The 20,219-nt window shown below is 41.1% G+C and carries 20 protein-coding genes and 1 pseudogene; 10 read left to right on the forward strand and 11 right to left on the reverse strand.

Annotated elements, in window-relative coordinates; translation table 11 throughout:
- Positions 1 to 19: 19 nt before the first annotated feature.
- Positions 20 to 3,169 (reverse strand): S-layer homology domain-containing protein, encoded by a 3,150-nt coding sequence (locus tag R6U77_RS00330; RefSeq protein ID WP_319838407.1) that lies wholly within the window; start codon positions 3,167 to 3,169, stop codon positions 20 to 22.
- A gap of 58 nt (positions 3,170 to 3,227) precedes the next feature.
- Positions 3,228 to 4,529: a DNRLRE domain-containing protein gene (locus R6U77_RS00335; protein WP_319836964.1), complete on the reverse strand. Its 1,302-nt coding sequence runs from the start codon at positions 4,527 to 4,529 to the stop codon at positions 3,228 to 3,230.
- A gap of 272 nt (positions 4,530 to 4,801) precedes the next feature.
- Between R6U77_RS00335 and R6U77_RS00340 the strand changes: the two genes are divergently transcribed.
- From R6U77_RS00340 to modB, 5 genes are read left to right on the forward strand one after another with little or no spacing between them, the layout of a single operon-like run.
- On the forward strand, positions 4,802 to 5,989 hold the full coding sequence (locus tag R6U77_RS00340) for an MFS transporter (protein ID WP_406601066.1): 1,188 nt from the start codon (positions 4,802 to 4,804) through the stop codon (positions 5,987 to 5,989).
- 24 nt (positions 5,990 to 6,013) lie between these two features.
- Positions 6,014 to 6,346 (forward strand): CpXC domain-containing protein, encoded by a 333-nt coding sequence (locus R6U77_RS00345; RefSeq protein WP_293922388.1) that lies wholly within the window; start codon positions 6,014 to 6,016, stop codon positions 6,344 to 6,346.
- A 12-nt stretch (positions 6,347 to 6,358) separates the two neighbouring features.
- Complete coding sequence (locus R6U77_RS00350) at positions 6,359 to 6,844, forward strand: hypothetical protein (RefSeq protein WP_319836965.1); 486 nt, start codon at positions 6,359 to 6,361, stop codon at positions 6,842 to 6,844.
- Positions 6,841 to 7,611 carry a molybdate ABC transporter substrate-binding protein gene (gene modA, locus R6U77_RS00355; RefSeq protein WP_319836966.1) on the forward strand — a complete coding sequence of 257 codons (771 nt, stop codon included), beginning with the start codon at positions 6,841 to 6,843 and terminating at the stop codon, positions 7,609 to 7,611. Before R6U77_RS00350 ends, modA begins: the two co-directional genes overlap by 4 nt.
- 3 nt (positions 7,612 to 7,614) lie before the next feature.
- Positions 7,615 to 8,280 (forward strand): molybdate ABC transporter permease subunit, encoded by a 666-nt coding sequence (gene modB / locus R6U77_RS00360; RefSeq protein ID WP_319836967.1) that lies wholly within the window; start codon positions 7,615 to 7,617, stop codon positions 8,278 to 8,280.
- Positions 8,281 to 8,330: 50 nt separating this feature from the next.
- Here the strand turns inward: modB and moaD are convergent, their stop codons facing one another.
- Genes moaD through R6U77_RS00385 form a run of 5 tightly spaced genes read right to left on the reverse strand, consistent with a single transcriptional unit; the run spans position 8,331 to position 11,820 of the window.
- Positions 8,331 to 8,561 carry a molybdopterin converting factor subunit 1 gene (moaD, locus tag R6U77_RS00365; protein WP_319836968.1) on the reverse strand — a complete coding sequence of 77 codons (231 nt, stop codon included), beginning with the start codon at positions 8,559 to 8,561 and terminating at the stop codon, positions 8,331 to 8,333.
- A gap of 5 nt (positions 8,562 to 8,566) precedes the next feature.
- Complete coding sequence (locus R6U77_RS00370; protein ID WP_319836969.1) at positions 8,567 to 9,025, reverse strand: molybdenum cofactor biosynthesis protein MoaE; 459 nt, start codon at positions 9,023 to 9,025, stop codon at positions 8,567 to 8,569.
- Positions 9,025 to 9,537, reverse strand: coding sequence for a molybdopterin-guanine dinucleotide biosynthesis protein B (mobB, locus tag R6U77_RS00375; protein WP_319836970.1), 513 nt, complete (start codon positions 9,535 to 9,537; stop codon positions 9,025 to 9,027). Before mobB ends, R6U77_RS00370 begins: the two co-directional genes overlap by 1 nt.
- On the reverse strand, positions 9,498 to 10,790 hold the full coding sequence (locus R6U77_RS00380) for a molybdopterin molybdotransferase MoeA (RefSeq protein WP_319836971.1): 1,293 nt from the start codon (positions 10,788 to 10,790) through the stop codon (positions 9,498 to 9,500). The genes mobB and R6U77_RS00380 overlap by 40 nt, the downstream gene beginning before the upstream one ends.
- Positions 10,791 to 10,803: 13 nt before the next feature.
- Positions 10,804 to 11,820: a MoeB/ThiF family adenylyltransferase gene (locus tag R6U77_RS00385; RefSeq protein WP_319836972.1), complete on the reverse strand. Its 1,017-nt coding sequence runs from the start codon at positions 11,818 to 11,820 to the stop codon at positions 10,804 to 10,806.
- A 60-nt stretch (positions 11,821 to 11,880) separates the two neighbouring features.
- On the opposite strand from R6U77_RS00385, the gene R6U77_RS00390 reads away from it, so the two are divergent.
- From R6U77_RS00390 to moaC, 3 genes and pseudogenes are all read left to right on the forward strand, one after another.
- Entirely contained in the window at positions 11,881 to 12,378 is a 498-nt protein-coding gene (locus R6U77_RS00390; RefSeq protein WP_319836973.1) for a MogA/MoaB family molybdenum cofactor biosynthesis protein, read from the forward strand.
- Positions 12,375 to 12,845, forward strand: a pseudogene (locus R6U77_RS00395) (molybdenum cofactor guanylyltransferase); the annotation flags it as partial. The gene R6U77_RS00390 and the pseudogene R6U77_RS00395, both read left to right, overlap by 4 nt.
- Before the next feature lie 99 nt (positions 12,846 to 12,944).
- Entirely contained in the window at positions 12,945 to 13,427 is a 483-nt protein-coding gene (gene moaC / locus R6U77_RS00400; protein ID WP_319838409.1) for a cyclic pyranopterin monophosphate synthase MoaC, read from the forward strand.
- A gap of 159 nt (positions 13,428 to 13,586) precedes the next feature.
- Here moaC and moaA read toward each other — a convergent pair whose 3' ends face one another.
- The 3 genes from moaA to R6U77_RS00415 are packed head-to-tail and all read right to left on the reverse strand — an operon-like array spanning position 13,587 to position 15,772.
- The gene (gene moaA / locus R6U77_RS00405; RefSeq protein WP_406601067.1) at positions 13,587 to 14,600 is read right to left on the reverse strand and encodes a GTP 3',8-cyclase MoaA; all 1,014 of its coding nucleotides are present in this window, start codon (positions 14,598 to 14,600) and stop codon (positions 13,587 to 13,589) included.
- A 14-nt stretch (positions 14,601 to 14,614) separates the two neighbouring features.
- Complete coding sequence (gene fdhD / locus R6U77_RS00410; RefSeq protein WP_319836975.1) at positions 14,615 to 15,412, reverse strand: formate dehydrogenase accessory sulfurtransferase FdhD; 798 nt, start codon at positions 15,410 to 15,412, stop codon at positions 14,615 to 14,617.
- Positions 15,413 to 15,424: 12 nt separating this feature from the next.
- Positions 15,425 to 15,772 carry a Na-translocating system protein MpsC family protein gene (locus R6U77_RS00415; RefSeq protein WP_293922363.1) on the reverse strand — a complete coding sequence of 116 codons (348 nt, stop codon included), beginning with the start codon at positions 15,770 to 15,772 and terminating at the stop codon, positions 15,425 to 15,427.
- A gap of 378 nt (positions 15,773 to 16,150) precedes the next feature.
- On the opposite strand from R6U77_RS00415, the gene fdhF reads away from it, so the two are divergent.
- Complete coding sequence (fdhF, locus tag R6U77_RS00420) at positions 16,151 to 19,084, forward strand: formate dehydrogenase subunit alpha (protein WP_319836976.1); 2,934 nt, start codon at positions 16,151 to 16,153, stop codon at positions 19,082 to 19,084.
- A gap of 4 nt (positions 19,085 to 19,088) precedes the next feature.
- Positions 19,089 to 19,565: a helical membrane plugin domain-containing protein gene (locus R6U77_RS00425; protein WP_319836977.1), complete on the forward strand. Its 477-nt coding sequence runs from the start codon at positions 19,089 to 19,091 to the stop codon at positions 19,563 to 19,565.
- A gap of 362 nt (positions 19,566 to 19,927) precedes the next feature.
- Here R6U77_RS00425 and R6U77_RS00430 read toward each other — a convergent pair whose 3' ends face one another.
- Positions 19,928 to 20,218 (reverse strand): hypothetical protein, encoded by a 291-nt coding sequence (locus R6U77_RS00430; RefSeq protein WP_293922357.1) that lies wholly within the window; start codon positions 20,216 to 20,218, stop codon positions 19,928 to 19,930.
- Position 20,219: the final 1 nt, after the last annotated feature.

Genomic DNA, 20,219 nt, shown 5'->3' on the forward strand with positions numbered 1-20,219 from the left:
CAAGCTTCTTTTATTATTGCTATCTTTGCATGATTCGATATAAAAATGCGACAAATTGTGCTCTTGTGACAGGCTCATTCGGATGGAAGTTACCTTTATCGCCTAATGCAATACCTTCACGCTCTAACACTGCAATATAGCCCGCACTCCAATGCTTACTATCTACATCTGCAAATGAACTTGTGCCTTCTGGAGTTAAACCGAGCACTCCTACAAGCACTTTTGCTAATTGTGCTCTTGTCATATTTTCTGCTGGGAGGAACGCACCATTTGACCCATCTACAATGCCTGCTTGTTGTAATGTCGCAATCGCCTTATAGTAAGGATGATTTTTCGGTACATCTGAGAAATCCTCAGCGGTTCTTACGGTTTCAAGGGAAAAGGCTCTTGTTAGTAACACTGCCACATGCATACGGCTAATTGGTGTATTCGGACGGAAAGACCCATCCTCATAGCCTTGAATAATGCCATTCGCTGCCAGTTCCTCTATCATTTCTTTTGCCCAATGACTTTCCACATCACGAAATGTCACGATTGGCTTTGGTGATGGCGGTTCTTGTGGTTGCTTCGGCTCTTCCATAGGAAATGCTATCCATTTGGCATAAAGTGTTATGCTCTCCTTAACAAGTGTATCTTCCGCCCAAGGCTTTGTCAGTGCTTCATCCTCATACCAACCGGCAAAACGATAACCCTCTCTTGTTGGGGTAGGTAAGTCACTTATTTTTGTATTATAAGCAAGTTCAAATGGCGCAAGTACTGTACCACCATTTGTACGCAATGTGATTTGGACAGAGGCTGGTGCTGAATTATCATTGTCGTTTGATATTGGCGGTGGATTTATGTTACCTCCTGTTGATGGCATAGCAGTAAATTTGATTGTAGCACTAATCGCGGCGCTTATATTGCCCGCTTTATCCCGAAAGCGTACATAGACCGTCTTCATACCATTTCCTACTGTCAGATTCCAATTGTACGTTGATGCGATATTTTCCCATGCAGATGACCATGTAGCAGCTTCATTTGATACTTGCATTGCTTCTGTATCCGCACTGACTCCCGCAAACGATAATGTGACATTTCTATCCTTTGTCAATTCATCTCCATCATTAATTGTAAAGCTTCCCGTTGGCGCTTCCGTATCCAGCTTGATTGTAGCATTAACCGCACTACTGATATTGCCTGCGCCATCTCGGAAACGTACATAAACCGTTCTAGCTCCATCTTCTTGTAAAATACGCCAATTATAACTTGGTTCAATAACCTCCCATGTGGAGGGCCAAGTATCCACCCCATTCGATATTTGCATTGCTTCTACGTCTGAGCTGACTCCCGTAAATGATAGTGTGACATCTATCTCCGTTGTCCATTCATCTCCGCCATTAATTACAACGGTTCCTACCGGTGCTTCCGTATCCAGTTTAATCGTTTGATTTATAACATTACTTATATTTCCTGCTTCATCTTTGAAGCGGACATACACTGTTTTTACACCATCTCCTGCTGAAAAATTCCAGTTGTATGTTGATGTACTATTTTCCCATATAGCTGGCCAGATACCAGCCTCATTTGATATTTGCATTGCTTCTACGTCTGAGCTGACTCCCGTAAATGATAATGTGACATCTGTCTTCGTTGTCCATTCATCTCCGTCATTAATTACAACGGTTCCTATCGGTGCTTCCGTATCCAGCTTAATTGTTTGATTTATAACATTACTTATATTTCCTGCTTCATCTTTGAAGCGAACATACACCGTCTTTACACCATCTCCTGCTGAAAGCTTCCAATTGTACGTTGATGCGATATTTGCCCATGCAGATGACCATGTAGCAGCTTCATTTGATACTTGCATTGCTTCTACGTCTGGGCTGACTTCCGTAAATGATAGCGTTACATTCTTATCTGTTACCCACTCGTCTCCATCGTTAATTGTAAAATTACCTATTGGTGCTTCTGTATCTAACTTAATTGCAGCACCAATCGTAGTACCGATATTGCCTGCCTTATCACGAAAACGCACATATACCGTCTTATCACCGTCCCCTGTTGAAAGGTTCCAGTTATATACCGGCGCAATTGGCGTCCAGACTGCTGTGCTCCAGTCTCCATTCAGATTCGACACTTGGAATTCAGCAATACCATCACTAAGATTGTCGAAGGCAAGCTCTACTGCCGTTCCTGTCGCCCATACAGCACCGTTATTGATTGTTACTGTTCCAGTCGGCGCTGCTGTTAGAAGCTTTATCGAATCGTTTACGACGCCGCTAATATTGCCGGCTTGGTCTTTAAAGCGGACATATACCGTTTTTTCGCCGTCACCCGGCGTTAGGGTCCAGCCTACCGTTGCCGCTTTCGGCAACCAGCCGCTATGATCATCGAAATCCGCCGGATCATTGGAGATTTGCATTTCATGAGTATCCGAACTCAAGCCCGATAACATTAAAGTGACATTAACATTGTTCGTCCACTGATTCCCATTATTGATCGTAAGCACCCCGTCCGGTGCCGTCTGGTCAATCGTAAACGAAACAGTCGTTGTATTACCGGCACCGTCTGTAACAATGAGCGTATAATTCCCTTCTGTTGTGACTAGAGTACCAGAAACTACAAAGGCGCCGTTCAATGTTGCTATCCCTTCATTGAAGCTGAAAGCTACCGCCCTATTATAGATTCCGCCGTTTGTTACCCCGTCTACTTGAGGTGGAGTGGTATCCAAAACAATGCTTGCACTGACTGCTGTGCTTATATTGCCTGCAGCATCACGATATTCTACATATACGGTTTTAGTTCCTTCCCCGCCGGAAAGTGTCCAGCCTTTAGATGTTGAATAGGTTTCCCATGTACCCAAACCCGCAGGCTGGTTCTCATTACGCAACCGCATATGCGTAATACCAGATACGCTGTCGCTAGCCGATAACGTAAGGCTAACATTAGCATTTGCTGTCTGCAAAGCGCCTTCCGCAATCCTGATTGTACCAGAAGGGTTCGTCTTATCCAGACCAATCATATCGCTGATTGTGTCTGAACTAATATTGCCCGCCGCATCTCTGAACTGGACATACACAGTATTTTGGCCTTCTTGATTGGCAATATTCCAAGAGGCTGATGAGTTGAATGTTTGCCATGCTCCCCATGACAGAGGATCAAGCGGATTATTTGAGAAACGCATTTCTCTCAAGCCGCTCCCTGAGTCAGACGCCGTCAGACTCAGTCTAACCGTTGGGGAATTAGTCCATAATGCCCCCCTCATTAATTTGCACTGTTCCTGTCGGCGCAGATCTATCCAAATAGACGGACGTACTATAAACAGCCGAAATTCCACCCCGATTGTCCTTCAGTTGCATGTAAATAGTCTTGTTACCATCTCCAGGCGTTAGTATGAACGACTTAAAGTTTGCGAAATTCTCCCATACAGACGGCCAATTTTCTAGATTTTCTGTGAATCTCATAGCTGTCACATTATCACCCACATCAGGGTCAGCGGCAGTAATATCAAGTATAACAAAAGGTTCAATCGTGTATGCGCCTTCCCTAACACGTATCGTTCCAGTTGGCGGCTCGTTGTCTGAATAAGTAACAATCAGCTTAGGATGAAGCGTTGCGTTCGCGTGCTCAGCTGAATAAATAGAAAATCGCCCATTAAGTGGATTTGACTCGTTTCCAATTGCAACGAGCGTAATATCTCGGTCTGTGCTATCAGTATACGCCTTGACGAGGTCAGTCACATCTCTTGATATTTTGCCTCCCGGCGGTACCACTGGAAGACCGCTGTTAGAATCTGTCGGAGCTATGTAACGTACTGAAGTAGCCCCTTCTTCAACTACAGGGAAGATATTTAACCGTCCGCTAGTATTGGTGAAATTATTGTTGGGAGAACCATACACATCAACATATAGAGGATATCCCGAATTCACTCCCTCGACATCTTGAACATGCAACTCCAAAGTAGCAGCAGCGACCTCCTTCCCCTCATCTAACTTGAAACGGAAGGCCGCTCTACTTCTTGTATTCAAAGAATAAGGAGCTTCATTTGTCATGCCGATGTATAATCTACCATATTGGTCATTGTCATACACACCATCCGCAGTGCTTCCCTCGAATGTCATAACATCCGCCTCTGGCAAATGTGTTACTACATTATTCAATCCATTAGCCATTGTTTGCAGCATTGGTGGAGCAATGCGAATTGTATACTTTTGTATGTTACTTGCGCCCACTAGACGAAACCATAGCAAATGCTCCCCAATATCTTCTACCATAAATAGTTTTGCTACATCAAAAGGCTGCCATGTTTGCCCGTCCTGTGAAAATTCTACTTTAGCACTGTCTGCGGAAGTCGCTGTGACTTGAATAGCTACAGGGCTTGTCGCTATATCTCCTTCTACATACGGCTTGCCATCTGTGCTCATCGTAACCTGTAGTATAGAGGTGGTACTTACCGCCATAACTGGTAAACTACTAAATACAGTTTGCACTAGCAATACAACAATGGCGATGAGTACTAATGTCTGCTTATTTTTTTGTTGCATACCACTTCTCCTCCTTCATTTGATTTCGTTATCTCATAAATAGACTATAAAGACACAAGGTTAAAATTAGGTTAAAAAAACAAAAAGATTATCCCGTATTAATAATTTTTTGTATAGAAGGTGAAGCATCACCATTTTAAATCTTGAAGCTAATAGCTACGGGCTCTTAGCTTCATTTTATTTGCTGCATTACTATAATCTTAATTAATAGCAGTCCCCTACTCCTTATGGTAGACTTAGTTCAATCGAATAATCAGAAGGACGGACTATATATGACACAACAAACGAATAAATCCGCGCTCTACATATTAATGTTTAGCTTGTTTATTACAATGGGTGGTATTGGAATTATTATTCCTGTAATGCCCGATTATTTATTGCTTTTTGGCGTTGGTGGACAAGCGCTTGGTTTTCTTATTGCAGGCTTTGCACTAGCGCAGTTTTTATTTTCGCCAATTGCTGGCGATTTATCTGACCGCCATGGACGCAAAATGTTTATTATTGCAGGGCTTATTATATATGGCTGTGCGCAAATTTTCTTCGGTTTAGCAACAGATGTTTGGATGCTATTTGTAGCGCGTTTCTTAGCTGGACTTGGTGCCGCTTTAATTATGGCTCCAACTATGGCCTATGTTGCTGATATTACGACAGTAGAAGAACGAGGAAAAGGCATGGGCATGCTAGGTGCTGCAATGTCGCTCGGCTTCACAATAGGTCCAGGGATTGGTGGCTTTTTGGCGAAGGTTAATTTGCACTTTCCCTTTTATATTGCTGGAGGCTTTGCGATAGCTACTGCACTTATTTCTTACTTTGTTTTACCAAATGTAGCTGCACAGGTTAGACAACAGGTGAAAAAAGATAATTTATTCAAGCAATTAGCAAATTCCGTGAAAATGCCTTACTTTGTGATTTTAATTGTTATTTTCACATTTAGCTTTGGCATTGCGAATTTCCAAGCAACAATGGCTGTTTATTTAGGCTATAAATTCCACTATACCCCAACAGATATTGCAATTGTCTTAACAGTTGGTGGCTTCGCAGGCGTTATTTTGCAAATGTTTGTTATCGATAAACTATTTAAACGCTTCGGTGAAATGAAAGTAATTTTTGTTAATTTACTCGTTGCTGCACTGACGATGTTCTTAATGATTTATATTAGTAGCTTCTTTGTCATTTTAACGGTAGCTACTCTTTTCTCAATTGCGACGACATTTATTCGTCCAGCTGTAAATACACTTGTATCGAAGCTTGCTGGCGATGGTCAAGGCTATGCAGCAGGTATGAATAATGCCTACATGAGCTTAGGAAATATGGTTGGTCCTGCGCTTGCAGGTACTTTATTTGATTGGAATATGGATGCACCTTATATATTCGGAACAATTATTTTACTAGCGTGCTTGCTTTTAGCATATACATGGACAGCGCGCAAAGCCTCGCATTTAATGCATGCGAGTGAATAAATATTAAAGGAAGATGATGAATTATTGAAAGCGAAAAAAGTAATGCAGCAGTGCGAGCAATGTGGCGAAACTTTTACAATTGATTTTGCTACAGCCAATTTATCTGTCCAGATTGCTCGCATTCATGGAAAAACTATTGAAAATCGTTTATTTATAGAGGCTTGCCCTAACTGTGGAAAAGTGCATACAGTAACGAGTGATGATCCAAAGGAATGGGGCAATCGCAAAATTCCTTCACCAAAAAAGCTTATGTACGGCTTAACATTTAGTTGTCTGTTTGTTTTTCTTGGTATCATCGCTGCGCTCTTCTTTGCAGGGAGAGGCATTGCTGTACTTTGGAGCTGGCTATTTCAATAAGGAGGCTGTAACATGATTGATCCATTATTCCATACGAAACAAACATTTTTTGCCAAAGATACTACATTTATAAATGATAATAGCAATGATTTTTTCAATTCTTTAATGGATGCCTTTGATGCACGTGATTACAAGCAGCAAAAAACACAATCAGAGGCGATGTTCAATTTATTTTCACATGCAGGCTCTGTTGCGCTTGGTAAAGGGCTTTTATCAGGGACGAAAATACCAGAAGGCATTCACTCGTTTCTTGATACAAACAATAAAAATGGCGCTACAGCCGAAAGCTTTTTACAAGCAAAAATGTACAATCATCTACTGCAATCATTATCTGCTGCGAAAGGTCATTTAGAAAAACAAATAAATGCCTATCAAAAGAGCAGCAATGTGTCAAAAGAGCAATTACAAAAAATGCAAGGGAATATCACGCTTGTTGATCAATATCTTATGACAAAAAAGAATCAGCTTTCTATCAAGGGAGATAATAATATCCGATGAAGAAAATTTATTGTATCGCCATTTTATTCGTTTCAATTTTGTTAGTTGGCTGTAGCAGTCAAACAGCTAACGATGAAGCAGTAGAATTAACAATTTCCGCTGCCGCTAGCTTACAAGATGCTTTAGAGGAATTAACAGCGACATATACAAATGAGCATCCGAATGTGACAATCACCTATAATTTTGGTGGCTCTGGTACATTGCAGCAACAAATATTACAGGGCGCACCTGTCGATTTATTTTTCTCAGCAGCAGAAAATAAATTTGATGAGCTAGTAGATGAAGGCTTTATTGACCAAAAGCAAGGCACAAAATTACTTGCGAATGAACTAGTATTAGTCGTTCCAGCAAACAATACTAAAAACATTCAATCTTTCAAGGAATTAAAAAATGCAGAAAAGATTGCGCTTGGTACACCAGATAATGTTCCAGCTGGTCAATATGGAATGGAAGTATTACAAAACCTAGAATTGTGGCATGAACTAGAAGCTAAAGTCGTTTATACAAAAGATGTACGACAGGTGCTGACATATGTAGAAACAGAAAATGTTGATGCGGGCTTAGTTTATAAAACAGATGCGCTTATTTCAGATAAAGTTGAAATTGTCGCAACTGCTGCTAGCGACACACATACACCGATTATTTATCCAGTAGGCATTTTAAAGGATAGTAAGCAAACAACGGATGCCACAGATTTTTATGAGTTTTTACAAAGCGATGCAGCTATGGAGATCTTTGAAAAGTATGGCTTTAACAAGGGGCAGTAAGTAATGAGCATGGACTTTTGGTCGCCACTTAAGCTTTCCGTGGAGGTTGCCTTAGTTTCTAGCATCATCGTTTTGCTTATCGGCACTTTGTTAGGAAGATGGATGGCAAGACGTCATTTCTGTGGAAAATTATTTGTAGAAACTTTGCTGCTCTTACCATTAGTCTTGCCACCTACTGTTGTTGGCTTTTTATTAATTATCCTTTTCGGTAAAAATAGTGTACTAGGTAGCGCCATTATTTGGCTTTTCAATCAGCCAATTATGTTCACATGGTGGGCAGCGGTTCTTGCTTCAACTGTCGTTGCTTTTCCACTGATGTATCAATCAGCTAAACTAGGCTTTGAGTCAATTGATCAAGATATTGAAGATGCTGCACGTGTAGCTGGTGCCAGCGAAAGACAAGTTTTTTTCTATATAGCTATCCCTCTTGCTTTCAAAGCCCTTGTAGCAGGCATCATATTAAGCTTTGCAAGGGCCTTAGGTGAATTCGGCGCAACATTAATGTTCGCTGGTAACTTACCTGGCAAAACACAAACTGCACCAATTGCAATTTATATGGCCATTGGCTCTAACAATATGCCACTTGCATGGGCATGGGTAGCCTCTATGGTCGGGATTTCGTTTCTGATGCTGGCAGGTGTACATTTAATAAGAGCAAACGATTCATGATGAATTGTTTGCTCTTTTGAGCTTTGGGGATTTATTTGCGAATTTAATTCTCATCCCCCACTGATTGGCGGGATAAAGGCTACTGTGTCCTGTGGTTGAATAATCGTTGTATCTAAAGCGAACTCCTCGTTTACTGCAACCATCACTTGCTGCAAGGAAATATTCGGGTAATTGCTTGCCATCCATTGCTTCAGCTCACCTACCGTACATTGTGGTAAATCAACTGTTAGCTGGGGTTGCCCAATTACTTCTTGTAAATGAGCAAATAATAAAATATTCATCGTACCTAGTCCTCCTTGTTTAATGAGGGCATGCCTGTTGGATAAGGAATGTTTTCCAATTGATCGCCTATCCATTCTGTGCCATCTTCCCAGTGCTCTTTTTTCCAAATCGGCACAATCTGTTTAATACGGTCAATGGCATATTCGTTTGCTTCATATGCGGTTTTACGATGTGGTGAGGACACTGCAATGACAACCGCAATATCAGAAATGGCTAAATGCCCGATGCGATGACTAATGGCAATTTGTGCATCTCCCCAGCGCTCCTGTACCTCTTTCGCGATTTGCTCAAACATTTTAAGTGCCATCGGTGTGTAGGCTTGATACTCTAAATGTAACGTTTTTTTGCCCGCAGTCATTTCTCTTACAGTGCCAATAAAAACAGTAATCGCCCCTGCATTACGGCTGACTACTTTTCCCCTTACCTGTTCCACATCAATCGGCTTATCGGTAATTTCAAACATCAATCTTTCCTCATTTCTGTCATTAAAAAATCAATATATTGTGCAGTTTCATTAATTGAAAAAATGGGATAGTCCACTGCCAGTTGCTTATGCCAATAAATCACACAGACAATATTGGATAGCTGCTGCAATAGCACTTCATCTGCCTCTGTGCGTAACAGGACAACTTTTGGATAATGCGCCTTTTTATAGCCTTCAATCAACAAGCAATCTATAGGGAAAGCATCATAAATTGCCACAATATCTGCTAGCTCCCAGCATTGTTGTTGTATGCTTAGTCGCAAAGTCCCTGCCCCTTCGACAGCGGTTATAGTAGCACCAGCCGCTTCATGACGCGCACTATCCTTCATCTTATCTACTTGTGGCGCGCCGCCATGTCCATGATGCTTAATCGTTGCGACACGAAGCCCTTGCTTTGTTGCACTACTAATGAGCTGCTCCATCAATGTTGTTTTTCCGCTATTTTGATAGCCTACAATCTGTAGGATTTTTCGATGCTGTCCCAAGGCCATTCACTTCCTTGCGTATCTTCTAATAATAAAACGACCACTTGCATTCCTTTCTCATAGCCACGCGAACCGCCTGGCAGCACAATAAAGGCATTAGCTCCTTCTAGTGAAGATACGGCACTTGATTTATCAAAGCCACAAGGTACAGCTACTAGTTGCCCATTTTGGAAGGAAACCATTGCACGTACAAAGCGCGTAAATGGGTTCGGCTTTGGAAAATCAGCACCTAATACCGCCTGCTCACGTCGTAAATGAGGCCGTGGATTGTGAAAGGCTGTGCGAATAATCGGGCGTGCAAATAGCTCAAAGCCGACATAACAAGCAGATGGATTGCCTGATAAACCGTATAGTAGCTGTCCATCACGCATTGCCACTGTCGTCACACTGCCTGGGCGCATTGCTACTTTATTAAACAACACCTCTGCGCCAATTGCCTCATAAATCGCTGGTAAATAATCATAATCACCAACAGATACACCGCCCGTAGTAATCAATATATCTACTTCCTGTAAAGCCTCTTGCACAGCTTGAATGCATAGCTCCAAATTATCGCTTAATTGTCCAAAATATTTTGCCGTTGCTCCTGCGCGTTCTATTTGCGCCATCACCATATACGCATTGCTATTGCGAATTTTACCAGCTTGCAATGCTTCATCTGGCTCTAATAATTCACTGCCAGTTGCAATCACACCGATAATTGGCTTTTTAAAAACCATTACATGAGGATAACCGAATGTAGCTAATAAGGCCACAACACCTGGATTAATATACTGCCCTTTTGTGATTAAAATAGCATCCTTTTGAATATCTTCGCCTTTGTAAGAAATATTAGTACCTGCTTGTATTTGTCGTTTCAGCGACATATAGGCTTGCCCATTTTGCTCAAAGCTTTGTGTAATTTCGAGCATGACAACAGCATCACAGCCCTGTGGAATCATGGCCCCTGTCATAATGCGTACTGCTTGTCGCTCACCGACGATGCCATCATAAACATAGCCTGCACCAATCTCACCTACAACTTGGAAAATAGCGGGCTTTTCAGCATTCGCTCCCTCACTATCCATCGAGCGTATTGCATAGCCATCATAAGGAGAGCGGTCAAAGGCAGGGACATCTTGGTCAGCCGCAATATCTTCTGCTAAAAAACGTCCATAAGCTTGCTGTAATGGAATCGTTTCTGTTCGTGCTTGATACGCATAATTCATGACACGTTGCACAGCCTCTGCTACTGCAATCGGCTTTCTTTGTTCTATCATATGGAACACTCCTTTATCCTAAAAAACGATAGTAAATGCTTTTCGCTTGTTGAATGTCTTGCACACCATGAATGACAACTCGCCCATCTTGAAACAGTACAAAGCGATAATCTGTTGTTTGACAGGAAAGCAAATATGGATTTTGCTGGATATCTCCATGATGTTGAAGTTTTTCTGCGAGTTGCTGCAAGTCATAGTGAATTCGTTGGGACGGACGAATTTGCACAGCATCGCGGCCACATAATACTTCCAGCTTTGTTTGATTTTCATAGGATAAATATGGATATGTTGGATTTGTGCCACAGGATGGGCAATCGTGCTTCCTTACTTTATCCACATTGATTTCATAATGCTGGTTTTGCCAAACATCAAACGTTAAATAGCTTTTGCGTAAAGCTGTCATATTGCCTACTAAAATCTTTAATATCTCTGCCACTTGATAGGCTGCTACGATTTGCACTGTTGGGCTAATAATACCAACTGTATCACAAGTTGCCCCTGTATTTGGTATAACGGATAATAAGCAATGTAAGCAAGGTGTAACGCTTGGTATAATCGTATAGGTAGCACCATAGCTGCCAACACAAGAGCCATACACCCACGGTATTTGATGCTTTTGCGCAAGGTCATTCAGGAAAAAGCGAATATCGAAATTATCTGTTGCATCCATTATGACATCTACGCCATCCAACAATGCTACAAACTGCTCTGTATGTGCATCTACAATATGTACATCAATCAGCACATCGCGATTAATTTGCTGTAAGCGTTGCTGCGCTGCAATCACTTTCGGTATTTTATTACAAGCGTCTTGCTCTGTATAAAGCTGCTGCCTTTGCAAATTGCTCCATTCTACATAATCACGGTCAACTAATGTCAGCTTACCAATGCCCGCACGTACAAGTGCTTCTGCACTCGCACTACCTAACGCGCCAACACCAACAATCAGCACATGCTTTTGCTGGAGCTGCTGTTGCCCAAGTTGTCCAATGGGCTGAAATAATTGTTGTCTTGAATATCTATCTTGCATGGCACTTTTGCCTTTCTGTTTAGATTTTGATTATAATAAGCTTTAAAAAGGAGAATTAATATGACACATCCAACACATCAACATCTTGCTATACACGCTGCTGTTTTAACAGTAAGCGATACACGTACAGTAGTAGATGATAAGAGTGGGCAACGTATTCAAGCATTGCTTGAGGACGCCACCTTCTCCTTAGCAGACTATCAAATTGTACAAGATGAGCCTGCTGAAATTGCTCGCCATCTACAAGGCTGGTGCGCTGACCCGACGGTTCATGCCATTCTTATCACAGGTGGTACAGGCTTTAGCGCAAGAGACCAAACTTATGACACTATCGTCCCTCTTTTCGAAAAAGAAATGACAGGGTTTGGCGAGTTATTTCGCGCATTGAGCTACAATGAAATTGGCGCAAAAGCAATGTTTAGCCGTGCAACAGCAGGCAGCTGTCAGCAAACAGCTATTTATGTGCTACCAGGCTCAACAAACGCTGTTACACTTGCCATGACACAGCTCATTATACCGACGATTCAACATTTTGTTGGCGAGTTGCAGCGCTTATGAATATCGCAGGTGTCGTCTTAGCAGGTGGGCAATCTTCACGTTATGGTCAGCCAAAAATGTTTGAGCAATTTGCAGGTCAGCCCCTTTATCAATACAGCTTAAACGCTTTACAGCAAAATCAGCTACAGCCTTTAATTATCGCCACAAATGCGCACTTGCAGCAAGGCTTTGCACAAGATAATGTGCAGTGGCTAATTGAGCAACAGCCACATCAAGGCCCGCTCTTTGCCTTGCACAATATTATGGAAAACTTCCCTACTGTTGAATGGTTTTTCGTTTTAGCAAGCGATATGCCGTTTATGGATGCAGCGTTTGTTAAAACATTGCTATCCTTGATAGATGAGCGCTATGATGCCATCGTGCCACAGCAAGCTGGAAGATTGCAGCCGCTCGCCGCCTTATATCGCCGCACTGCCTACCCATTTGTAAGCGAGCTTGTTCAGCAAAATCGTCGCAGTATGCAGGCTTTATTAGAAAAGCTTCGCGTTTGCTATATCGCATTTGAAAGCGATACAATGACATTTACCAATATCAACACACCACAAGATTGGCAAAGGAGTCAAACAATGAACAATTTTACCCATTGGAATGAGCAAGGTCGTCCAAAGATGGTCGATATTTCGACAAAGGACGTGACACAGCGCACAGCTATCGCACATAGTATCATCACGTTATCAGATGAATTGTATCAAGCCATTCAGCAAGGTCACATTAAAAAAGGTGACCCAACACAAGTTGCACAAATTGCGGGTATTATGGCTGCTAAAAAAACATCGGATATTATTCCAATGTGCCATCCAATTATGCTGCAAGGTACTGATTTCCAATTCACGTATCAACAAGGCACTTCAGGCTATGAGCTACATATCGAAGCAACTGTCAAATGCAATGGCAAAACAGGTGTAGAAATGGAAGCATTAACAGCTGTTTCGGTTGCCGCACTAACGTTTTACGATATGTGCAAAGCTGTTGACAAATCGATGGTTATTAAAGAAACCTATCTTGTACAGAAAACCGGTGGCAAAAGCGGCACATATATGCGTGACTAATGCGAGGGGGCTGTCTGAATTCCAGACAATGCCCCTCTCTAACGGGCGAAAACAAACATTGGTTGAGCGATTTTACCTGTTCGTTGGGCGAATTTGACGATTGGTTGAGCGAATTTCTTCATTCGTTGAGCGAATCATTACCTTTGAACTAAATAATTTTCAACCGCCAATATGTGACATTTCAATTTTTGTGTTTCTTCTTTTTTGTATCGTTTGTTCTGTGCGTTCATCTGAATAACGATCTGTACGCTGCTCCCATACACTTGCAATTTTCTCAGTAATCACTGCATCATCTGCATCGGAGCGCAATAATTCTCGCAAATTGACACCGGTTGTAGCAAATAAACATGTGTACAATGTGCCTTCTGCTGAAATGCGAGCACGTGAGCATGTCGAGCAAAAAGAATCAGTTACAGATGAAATAACACCAATTTCTCCTTGTCCATCCTCGTATTGATAGCGCGTCGCTACCTCACCTATATAATTCGGCTCAACTGGTTGCAATGGTGAAGACTCCTGTACCTGTGTAAGAATCTCCTTTTTCGACACTACATCGTCTAAGCGCCAGCCATTAGAATTGCCAACATCCATATATTCGATGAAGCGTAAAATATGCTGTTTTTCCTTAAAAAAGCGCGCCATTTCTGCAATGTCTTGTTCATTTTTTCCTTTTTGAACAACCATATTAATTTTCACAGCTAATCCTGCTTCAACTGCTTTTTCAATTCCTTCTAGCACTGTTACCACTTTTCCACGTTGCCCATTCATCTCGGCAAAGCGTTGCTCATCTAATGAATCTAGGCTAACAGACACCCTCGACAAACCCGCTTGCGCTAAAGCCTGTGCATATTTTTTTAATAAAGTGCCATTTGTTGTTAAAGCAATATCCTCTACACCTTGTATTTGATGAAGGCGCTCAATTAATGTAGGTAAATCGCGACGCAGCAACGGTTCACCACCTGTAATCCGCACCTTTTTGACACCAAGTGCTACGAAAATTTTTACTACGCGTTCGATTTCTTCAAAGCTTAAAATTTTATCAGATGGCAAAAAGGCATAATCTGGTCCAAATATCTCTGCTGGCATGCAATACTGGCAGCGGAAATTGCAGCGGTCTGTTACCGATATACGCAAATCACGCAATGGTCTATTAAGCTTGTCATGTACAGTCATCATAGCCCCTCCTTTCATTGTTTTGGTAGCTGGATGCGCTGTGGGTGTGTATAAATATTAAGTGAATTGTATCTTATAAAGCCTACTGTCGTAATACCTAATTGCTCGGCTAATTGCAATGCTAATTCTGTCGGAGCCGATTTCGATAAAACAATGGCACAGCCAATTTTTGATACCTTTAATAAAATTTCAGATGAAATGCGCCCGCTAAAAACGATAATTTTATCACGCATATCAATTTGTTGTCGCAAACAATAACCGTATATTTTATCGAGCGCATTATGACGACCAATATCCATACGTGTCAATATTATGCCGTTATGATCACATAATGCGGCATTATGCACACCTCCCGTTTGCTTAAAGGTTAGCGCTGTATTTTGCATCTCTTGCATAAAGCGGAAGCAATCCTCTGTCGTAATTTGGATATTGCTATCCTTCATTGTTTTCGCTGTCAAAGCATCATTGGCAAAAACAAAGCCTTGTCTGCTCATGCCACAGCAAGAAGTAATATAACGCTTATTTTGTATTTGCTGATAATAAGGATTTAATCGCTTTGTTGTAATATGTACAAAGCCCTCCTCCTGCTGATACCAAATATTCTCAATGTCCTCAAAGTTACGTATAACACGCTCAGAGGCTAAATAACCAACGACCATATCCTCGACATATTCAGGTGTACAAACCATCGTCACAAATTCCTGCTGATTAATTTTAAGCGTCACCGCATACTCTGTCACAATCATATCTTCCAGCGTTTTCACTTGCTCGTTATCAACGCGTAAAACCTCTCGTATAACTGCCTTTTCCATCAGTCATCGCCTCTATTCGCTAATAGTATTTTCAAACATAAATACGGAGATTGCGATATCTTCCTCAATTTTAATATCTGTAAACAGATGCAGTAATTTCGTTCCTACTAATTCCTCTAATGCCGTTGGCGGTTCTTTGGCGTATAGCTCCTGAATCATATTGGTACGCGCAGCATGCACTGTTTTTAAGCCTTCTGCTGTACTTGCAATAAATTTTTCCGTCGGTGTTAAATTGCCATACAAAGTCGAAATCGCCATATTGCCAACGAAAACTGTCTGGATACGTTCAGGTCCTTTTCCGAATAAATCTTTGCGCAACTTGCGGATCATATCGTTAAATTCATGTATTTTTTTAGACATATTGCGATTCTCCTTACATCAAATAATTTTGCCACCCTACTAGTTTGTTAATAATATAGTACCTCGAAAAAAATTGAAAGGGAAAAATAAAGGATTGTTCATTCTAAATAAAGGGGCTATAATAAAAGATATACGAATGGGATTGAGATATTTTAATTCATGATGAATTTTAATGTTTGAGTGCTATTGTGAATTAACTGAACAGTAGATTGAGTTTTTAGCACGTTCTGCTAAGAGTTTTATCCACCTTGAATGACTAACATGCAAATAGCGTGTCATTTCTTGGTGGATTTTTTAGTTTCATGCGAAGATGCTAGCGCAAATGAGGGGGCGCACTTCTGAGCATTTTTAGTCGGAGAGAAAGAGGAGGAACTGACTTTGAACAATATTACAATTAACGGCGTAGCATATCCTATAACTGAAGGGGCAACAATTCTTGATACGATTAACCAAAATGGCATTGCGCATCCGCAAATTTGCCATGTACCAGCAGTCGATCCAATCGAAACATGCGATACGTGTATCGTTGAGGTTGATGGACAATTAGTGCGTTCATGTTCAACAAAGGCGCAACAAGGAATGAATGTCCAGCTAGCTTCTGCCAAAGCAAAGGCTGCCCAAACCGAAGCGATGGATCGTTTATTAGAAAATCACTTGCTGTACTGTACCGTTTGCGATAATAACAATGGCAATTGTACATTGCATAATACAGCTGAAATGATGGAAATAGAGCATCAAAAATATCCCTATAAACCGAAAGTAGAACCACATGAAGTCGATATGTCACATCCTTTTTACCGCTACGACCCAAATCAATGTATCGCTTGTGGTCAATGTGTAGAGGTTTGCCAAAACTTGCAGGTCAATGAAACATTATCGCTTGATTGGGAAGCCGATAGACCACGTGTTATTTGGGATATGGGCGTTGCGATTAACGACTCCTCCTGTGTAAGCTGTGGTCAATGTGTCACAGTATGTCCGTGTAATGCACTAATGGAAAAAACGATGCTTGGTGAGGCCGGCTTTATGACAGGGCTGAAGCAGGATATGTTAGACCCAATGATTCACTTAATTAAAGAGGTTGAGCCGGGCTATAGCGGTATTTTTGCGATTTCTGAAGTAGAGGCTGCAATGCGTAGCAAGCGCACGAAAAAAACGAAAACAGTTTGTACATTTTGCGGTGTAGGCTGTTCATTCGAAGTATGGACAAAGGGACGTAAAATTTTAAAGGTGCAGCCTTCTGAAGGGCCTGTTAATGCTATTTCCACTTGTGTGAAAGGGAAATTTGGCTGGGATTTCATTAACTCTGAAGAGCGCCTAACAAAGCCATTGATTCGTAAAAACGATGAATTTGTCGAATCCTCTTGGGACGAAGCGCTTGATTTAATTTCTAGAAAGTTAGGGAGCATTCATGAGCAATATGGTTCAGGCTCTATCGGCTTTATTTCTTCTTCAAAAATTACGAATGAGGAAAACTATTTAATTCAAAAAATGGCACGTCAATTGTTCCAAACGAATGATGTTGATAACTGCTCACGTTACTGCCAATCGCCTGCGACAGATGGCTTAATTCGTACAGTTGGCCTAGGTGGTGACGCTGGTACTATTAAGGATATTGCTAAAGCAGGTCTTGTCATCATTGTTGGTGCGAACCCGGCTGAAGGGCACCCTGTACTCGCTACACGTGTCAAACGTGCCCATAAGCTACACGGACAAAAATTAATCGTTGCAGATATTCGCAAGCATGAAATGGCAGAGCGCTCCGATATTTTCATGCGTCCAAAGCAAGGCACAGACCAAGTATGGTTAATGGCTGTGACAAAATATATGATTGACCAAGGCTGGCATGATGAAGCCTTTATCCAAGAAAATGTCAATCACTTCGGAGAATTTAAAGAGGTGCTTGAAAAATACACATTAGACTATGCAGAGCAACAAACAGGTATCAATAAAGAGACGTTAATTCAAGTAGCTGAAATGATTCGCGATGCAGATGGCACATGTATTCTTTGGGGAATGGGTGTTACACAAAATACAGGTGGTTCTTATACGTCTGCTGCCATCTCCAATTTGCTATTAGCGACAGGTAACTATCGCCGTCCAGGAGCAGGCGCATATCCACTACGCGGACACAACAATGTACAAGGCGCCTGTGATATGGGTACATTACCACATCTTTTACCAGGCTATCAAAAAGTAACAAATGATGAGGAACGTGCAAAATTTGAACAAGCATATGGTACAAAAATTCCTGCACAACCGGGGCGTACAAATATGGCGATGCTTGATGCTATCATGGAAGGTAAAATGAAGGCGATGTATTTAGTTGGAGAGGATATGGCACTTGTTGATTGCAATGCCAACCATGTTGATGAGGTGCTGTCACAATTGGATTTCTTTGTTGTACAAGATTGTTTCTTATCGCGTACCGCACAATATGCCGATGTTATTTTACCTGCTGCTCCATCGCTTGAAAAAGAAGGGACATTCACAAACACAGAGCGTCGTGTACAACGCTTATATCAAGCATTACCAACACTCGGTGAATCGAAAGCCGATTGGGAAATTTTACAGATGGTCGCACGTCGCCTAGGTGCAAATTGGACTTATAGTCATCCAAGTGAAATATTTGCTGAAATGGCTAGCTTGTCACCTTTATTTGCTGAAGCGAGCTATGATGTATTAGAGGGCTGGGGTAGCTTCTGTTGGGGTAGCTTAGATGGTAAAGATACACCTTTATTATATGAAGACGGCTTTAACTTCCCTGACAAAAAAGCACGCTTTTCTTTACAGGATTGGGTGCAGCCTGTGGAATATGAGGCACAATATGACTGCTTAATTAATAATGGACGTATGCTAGAGCATTTCCATGAAGGCAATTTAACAAATAAATCAAAAGGCATTCAAGCGAAAGTGCCTGAAATTTTCGTTGAAGTATCGCCTGAATTAGCGAAGGAACGTGGTATTGAAGATGGCGCTCTGCTACGCCTTGTCTCACCATACGGTGCATTGAAATTAAACGCGCTTGTTACAGATCGCGTTCAAGGTAATGAGCTATTTTTACCGATGAACTCTGTTAGCAAAGATTCGGCAATTAACTTTTTAACAGGTCCAGCTGCCGATATTAACACATCTACACCTGCCTATAAACAAACGAAGGTGCGCATTGAAGTGTTAAAGCCTAAAGGTAAAACGCCACTTCCTAGAACAAATCCGCGTTATAAGCAGCGCCATCCGCAAAATGGTGTTGAAGTACAGCGCAAATGGAATCGTCCAGGCTATGTGCATTTAACAACGAACGGGGGGAATTAAGCAAGTGGCAAAATTAATTTCTACTATTAAAAAAGAAGAGCTCACAACAGAGCAATTGCAGGCACAAAAATTAGAGGATTTAAAGCAGCTTGTTGCCAACAACGAGGATGCGGTGAAGCAAATTTTCACTATCTTAACGGAGTTAAACGACATTGGCGCACTAGAGGCAGCATCAAAGCTTATTGAAGCAAAGGAAGAGGTTGCCCATATCGCATTAGGGCAATTAACACGCAAGCCTATCACAAACATTATGAATAATTTAATGGGTGTGGCAGGAGCATTGTCGGATATGGACCCCTCCACAACAGCAAAGCTGATTGATGCTTTAAACAGTGGGCTAGATGAAGGAAATAAAGCTGTAGAAGCAGATGAAAAAATCGGGGTTTTACAATTAATGAAGCAACTAAAAGACCCTGATGTCAACCGCGCTGTCAATTTTGGCGTCCATTTTTTAAAAGGACTTGGCAAAGGATTGAAATAATATATAATCAAAAAGCGCAAGAAATCAATTGAAAAAATTTGATTTCTTGCGCCTTTTTTTTAAAGTTTTATTTTGCATCTTTCATTCCTATTTCTTAGAGAAAATCATTTACTGTCTGTAGCGTAAAAACATAATATCTTGCTCATTTTTAGCAACTTTCAATGTCACATAATCTAATCTTTCACTTATCGCTTCATTCTTCTCCATTAAAGAACATTTATTCTCATTATAATATAATACAAGCTTATTTGACTAGCTTAAATTAACATTTAATATTACCCATTATACAATTTTCTACGGCTAAATTTGAATGTTAATCATTAGAAAAAGGTGCTAGGAAAATTCATTTCCTAGCACCTTGTTTATCGATACCCTGCCTTCGCTAACACCTGCATAAAGTAAAAACGATACGTGTTTTGCACGAAGCTTTCTAAAGGTAAGCCAACATCTAGCTGATATTTTGTAAAAATAAAATGAAATCGTTTATCCCATTTTAAACGTAATAGCTCACCAGCTTCATTGCCATATTTCTCTGTAAATTCTATAATCAAAGGCTCAATCATATGGGCACATTCATTTTTCAAATGGGTTAATGCCTTGATATCCTTCTCTTGCTGAAAACGTCTTATCCACTCATTCAGCTGTTTATCCATT

Source organism: Lysinibacillus louembei (assembly GCF_033880585.1).
Classification (GTDB): Bacteria; Bacillota; Bacilli; order Bacillales_A; family Planococcaceae; genus Metasolibacillus; species Metasolibacillus louembei.

Bases quoted from the DNA above. Each gene is read 5' to 3' on its own strand.
- moaD (WP_319836968.1), bottom strand. From the start codon at position 8,561: ATGAATATTTTATTATTTGCTCATTTACAAGAAGTAATTGGGCAACCC.
- R6U77_RS00350 (WP_319836965.1), top strand. From the start codon at position 6,359: ATGATTGATCCATTATTCCATACGAAACAAACATTTTTTGCCAAAGAT.
- R6U77_RS00380 (WP_319836971.1), bottom strand. From the start codon at position 10,790: ATGATAGAACAAAGAAAGCCGATTGCAGTAGCAGAGGCTGTGCAACGT.
- mobB (WP_319836970.1), bottom strand. From the start codon at position 9,537: ATGGCCTTGGGACAGCATCGAAAAATCCTACAGATTGTAGGCTATCAA.
- R6U77_RS00430 (WP_293922357.1), bottom strand. From the start codon at position 20,218: ATGGATAAACAGCTGAATGAGTGGATAAGACGTTTTCAGCAAGAGAAG.
- R6U77_RS00330 (WP_319838407.1), bottom strand. From the start codon at position 3,169: ATGCGTTTCTCAAATAATCCGCTTGATCCTCTGTCATGGGGAGCATGG.
- modA (WP_319836966.1), top strand. From the start codon at position 6,841: ATGAAGAAAATTTATTGTATCGCCATTTTATTCGTTTCAATTTTGTTA.
- R6U77_RS00370 (WP_319836969.1), bottom strand. From the start codon at position 9,025: ATGTTTGAAATTACCGATAAGCCGATTGATGTGGAACAGGTAAGGGGA.
- modB (WP_319836967.1), top strand. From the start codon at position 7,615: ATGAGCATGGACTTTTGGTCGCCACTTAAGCTTTCCGTGGAGGTTGCC.
- R6U77_RS00415 (WP_293922363.1), bottom strand. From the start codon at position 15,772: ATGTCTAAAAAAATACATGAATTTAACGATATGATCCGCAAGTTGCGC.
- moaC (WP_319838409.1), top strand. From the start codon at position 12,945: ATGAACAATTTTACCCATTGGAATGAGCAAGGTCGTCCAAAGATGGTC.
- R6U77_RS00385 (WP_319836972.1), bottom strand. From the start codon at position 11,820: ATGCAAGATAGATATTCAAGACAACAATTATTTCAGCCCATTGGACAA.
- R6U77_RS00335 (WP_319836964.1), bottom strand. From the start codon at position 4,529: ATGCAACAAAAAAATAAGCAGACATTAGTACTCATCGCCATTGTTGTA.
- fdhD (WP_319836975.1), bottom strand. From the start codon at position 15,412: ATGGAAAAGGCAGTTATACGAGAGGTTTTACGCGTTGATAACGAGCAA.
- moaA (WP_406601067.1), bottom strand. From the start codon at position 14,600: ATGACTGTACATGACAAGCTTAATAGACCATTGCGTGATTTGCGTATA.
- R6U77_RS00340 (WP_406601066.1), top strand. From the start codon at position 4,802: ATGACACAACAAACGAATAAATCCGCGCTCTACATATTAATGTTTAGC.
- R6U77_RS00390 (WP_319836973.1), top strand. From the start codon at position 11,881: ATGACACATCCAACACATCAACATCTTGCTATACACGCTGCTGTTTTA.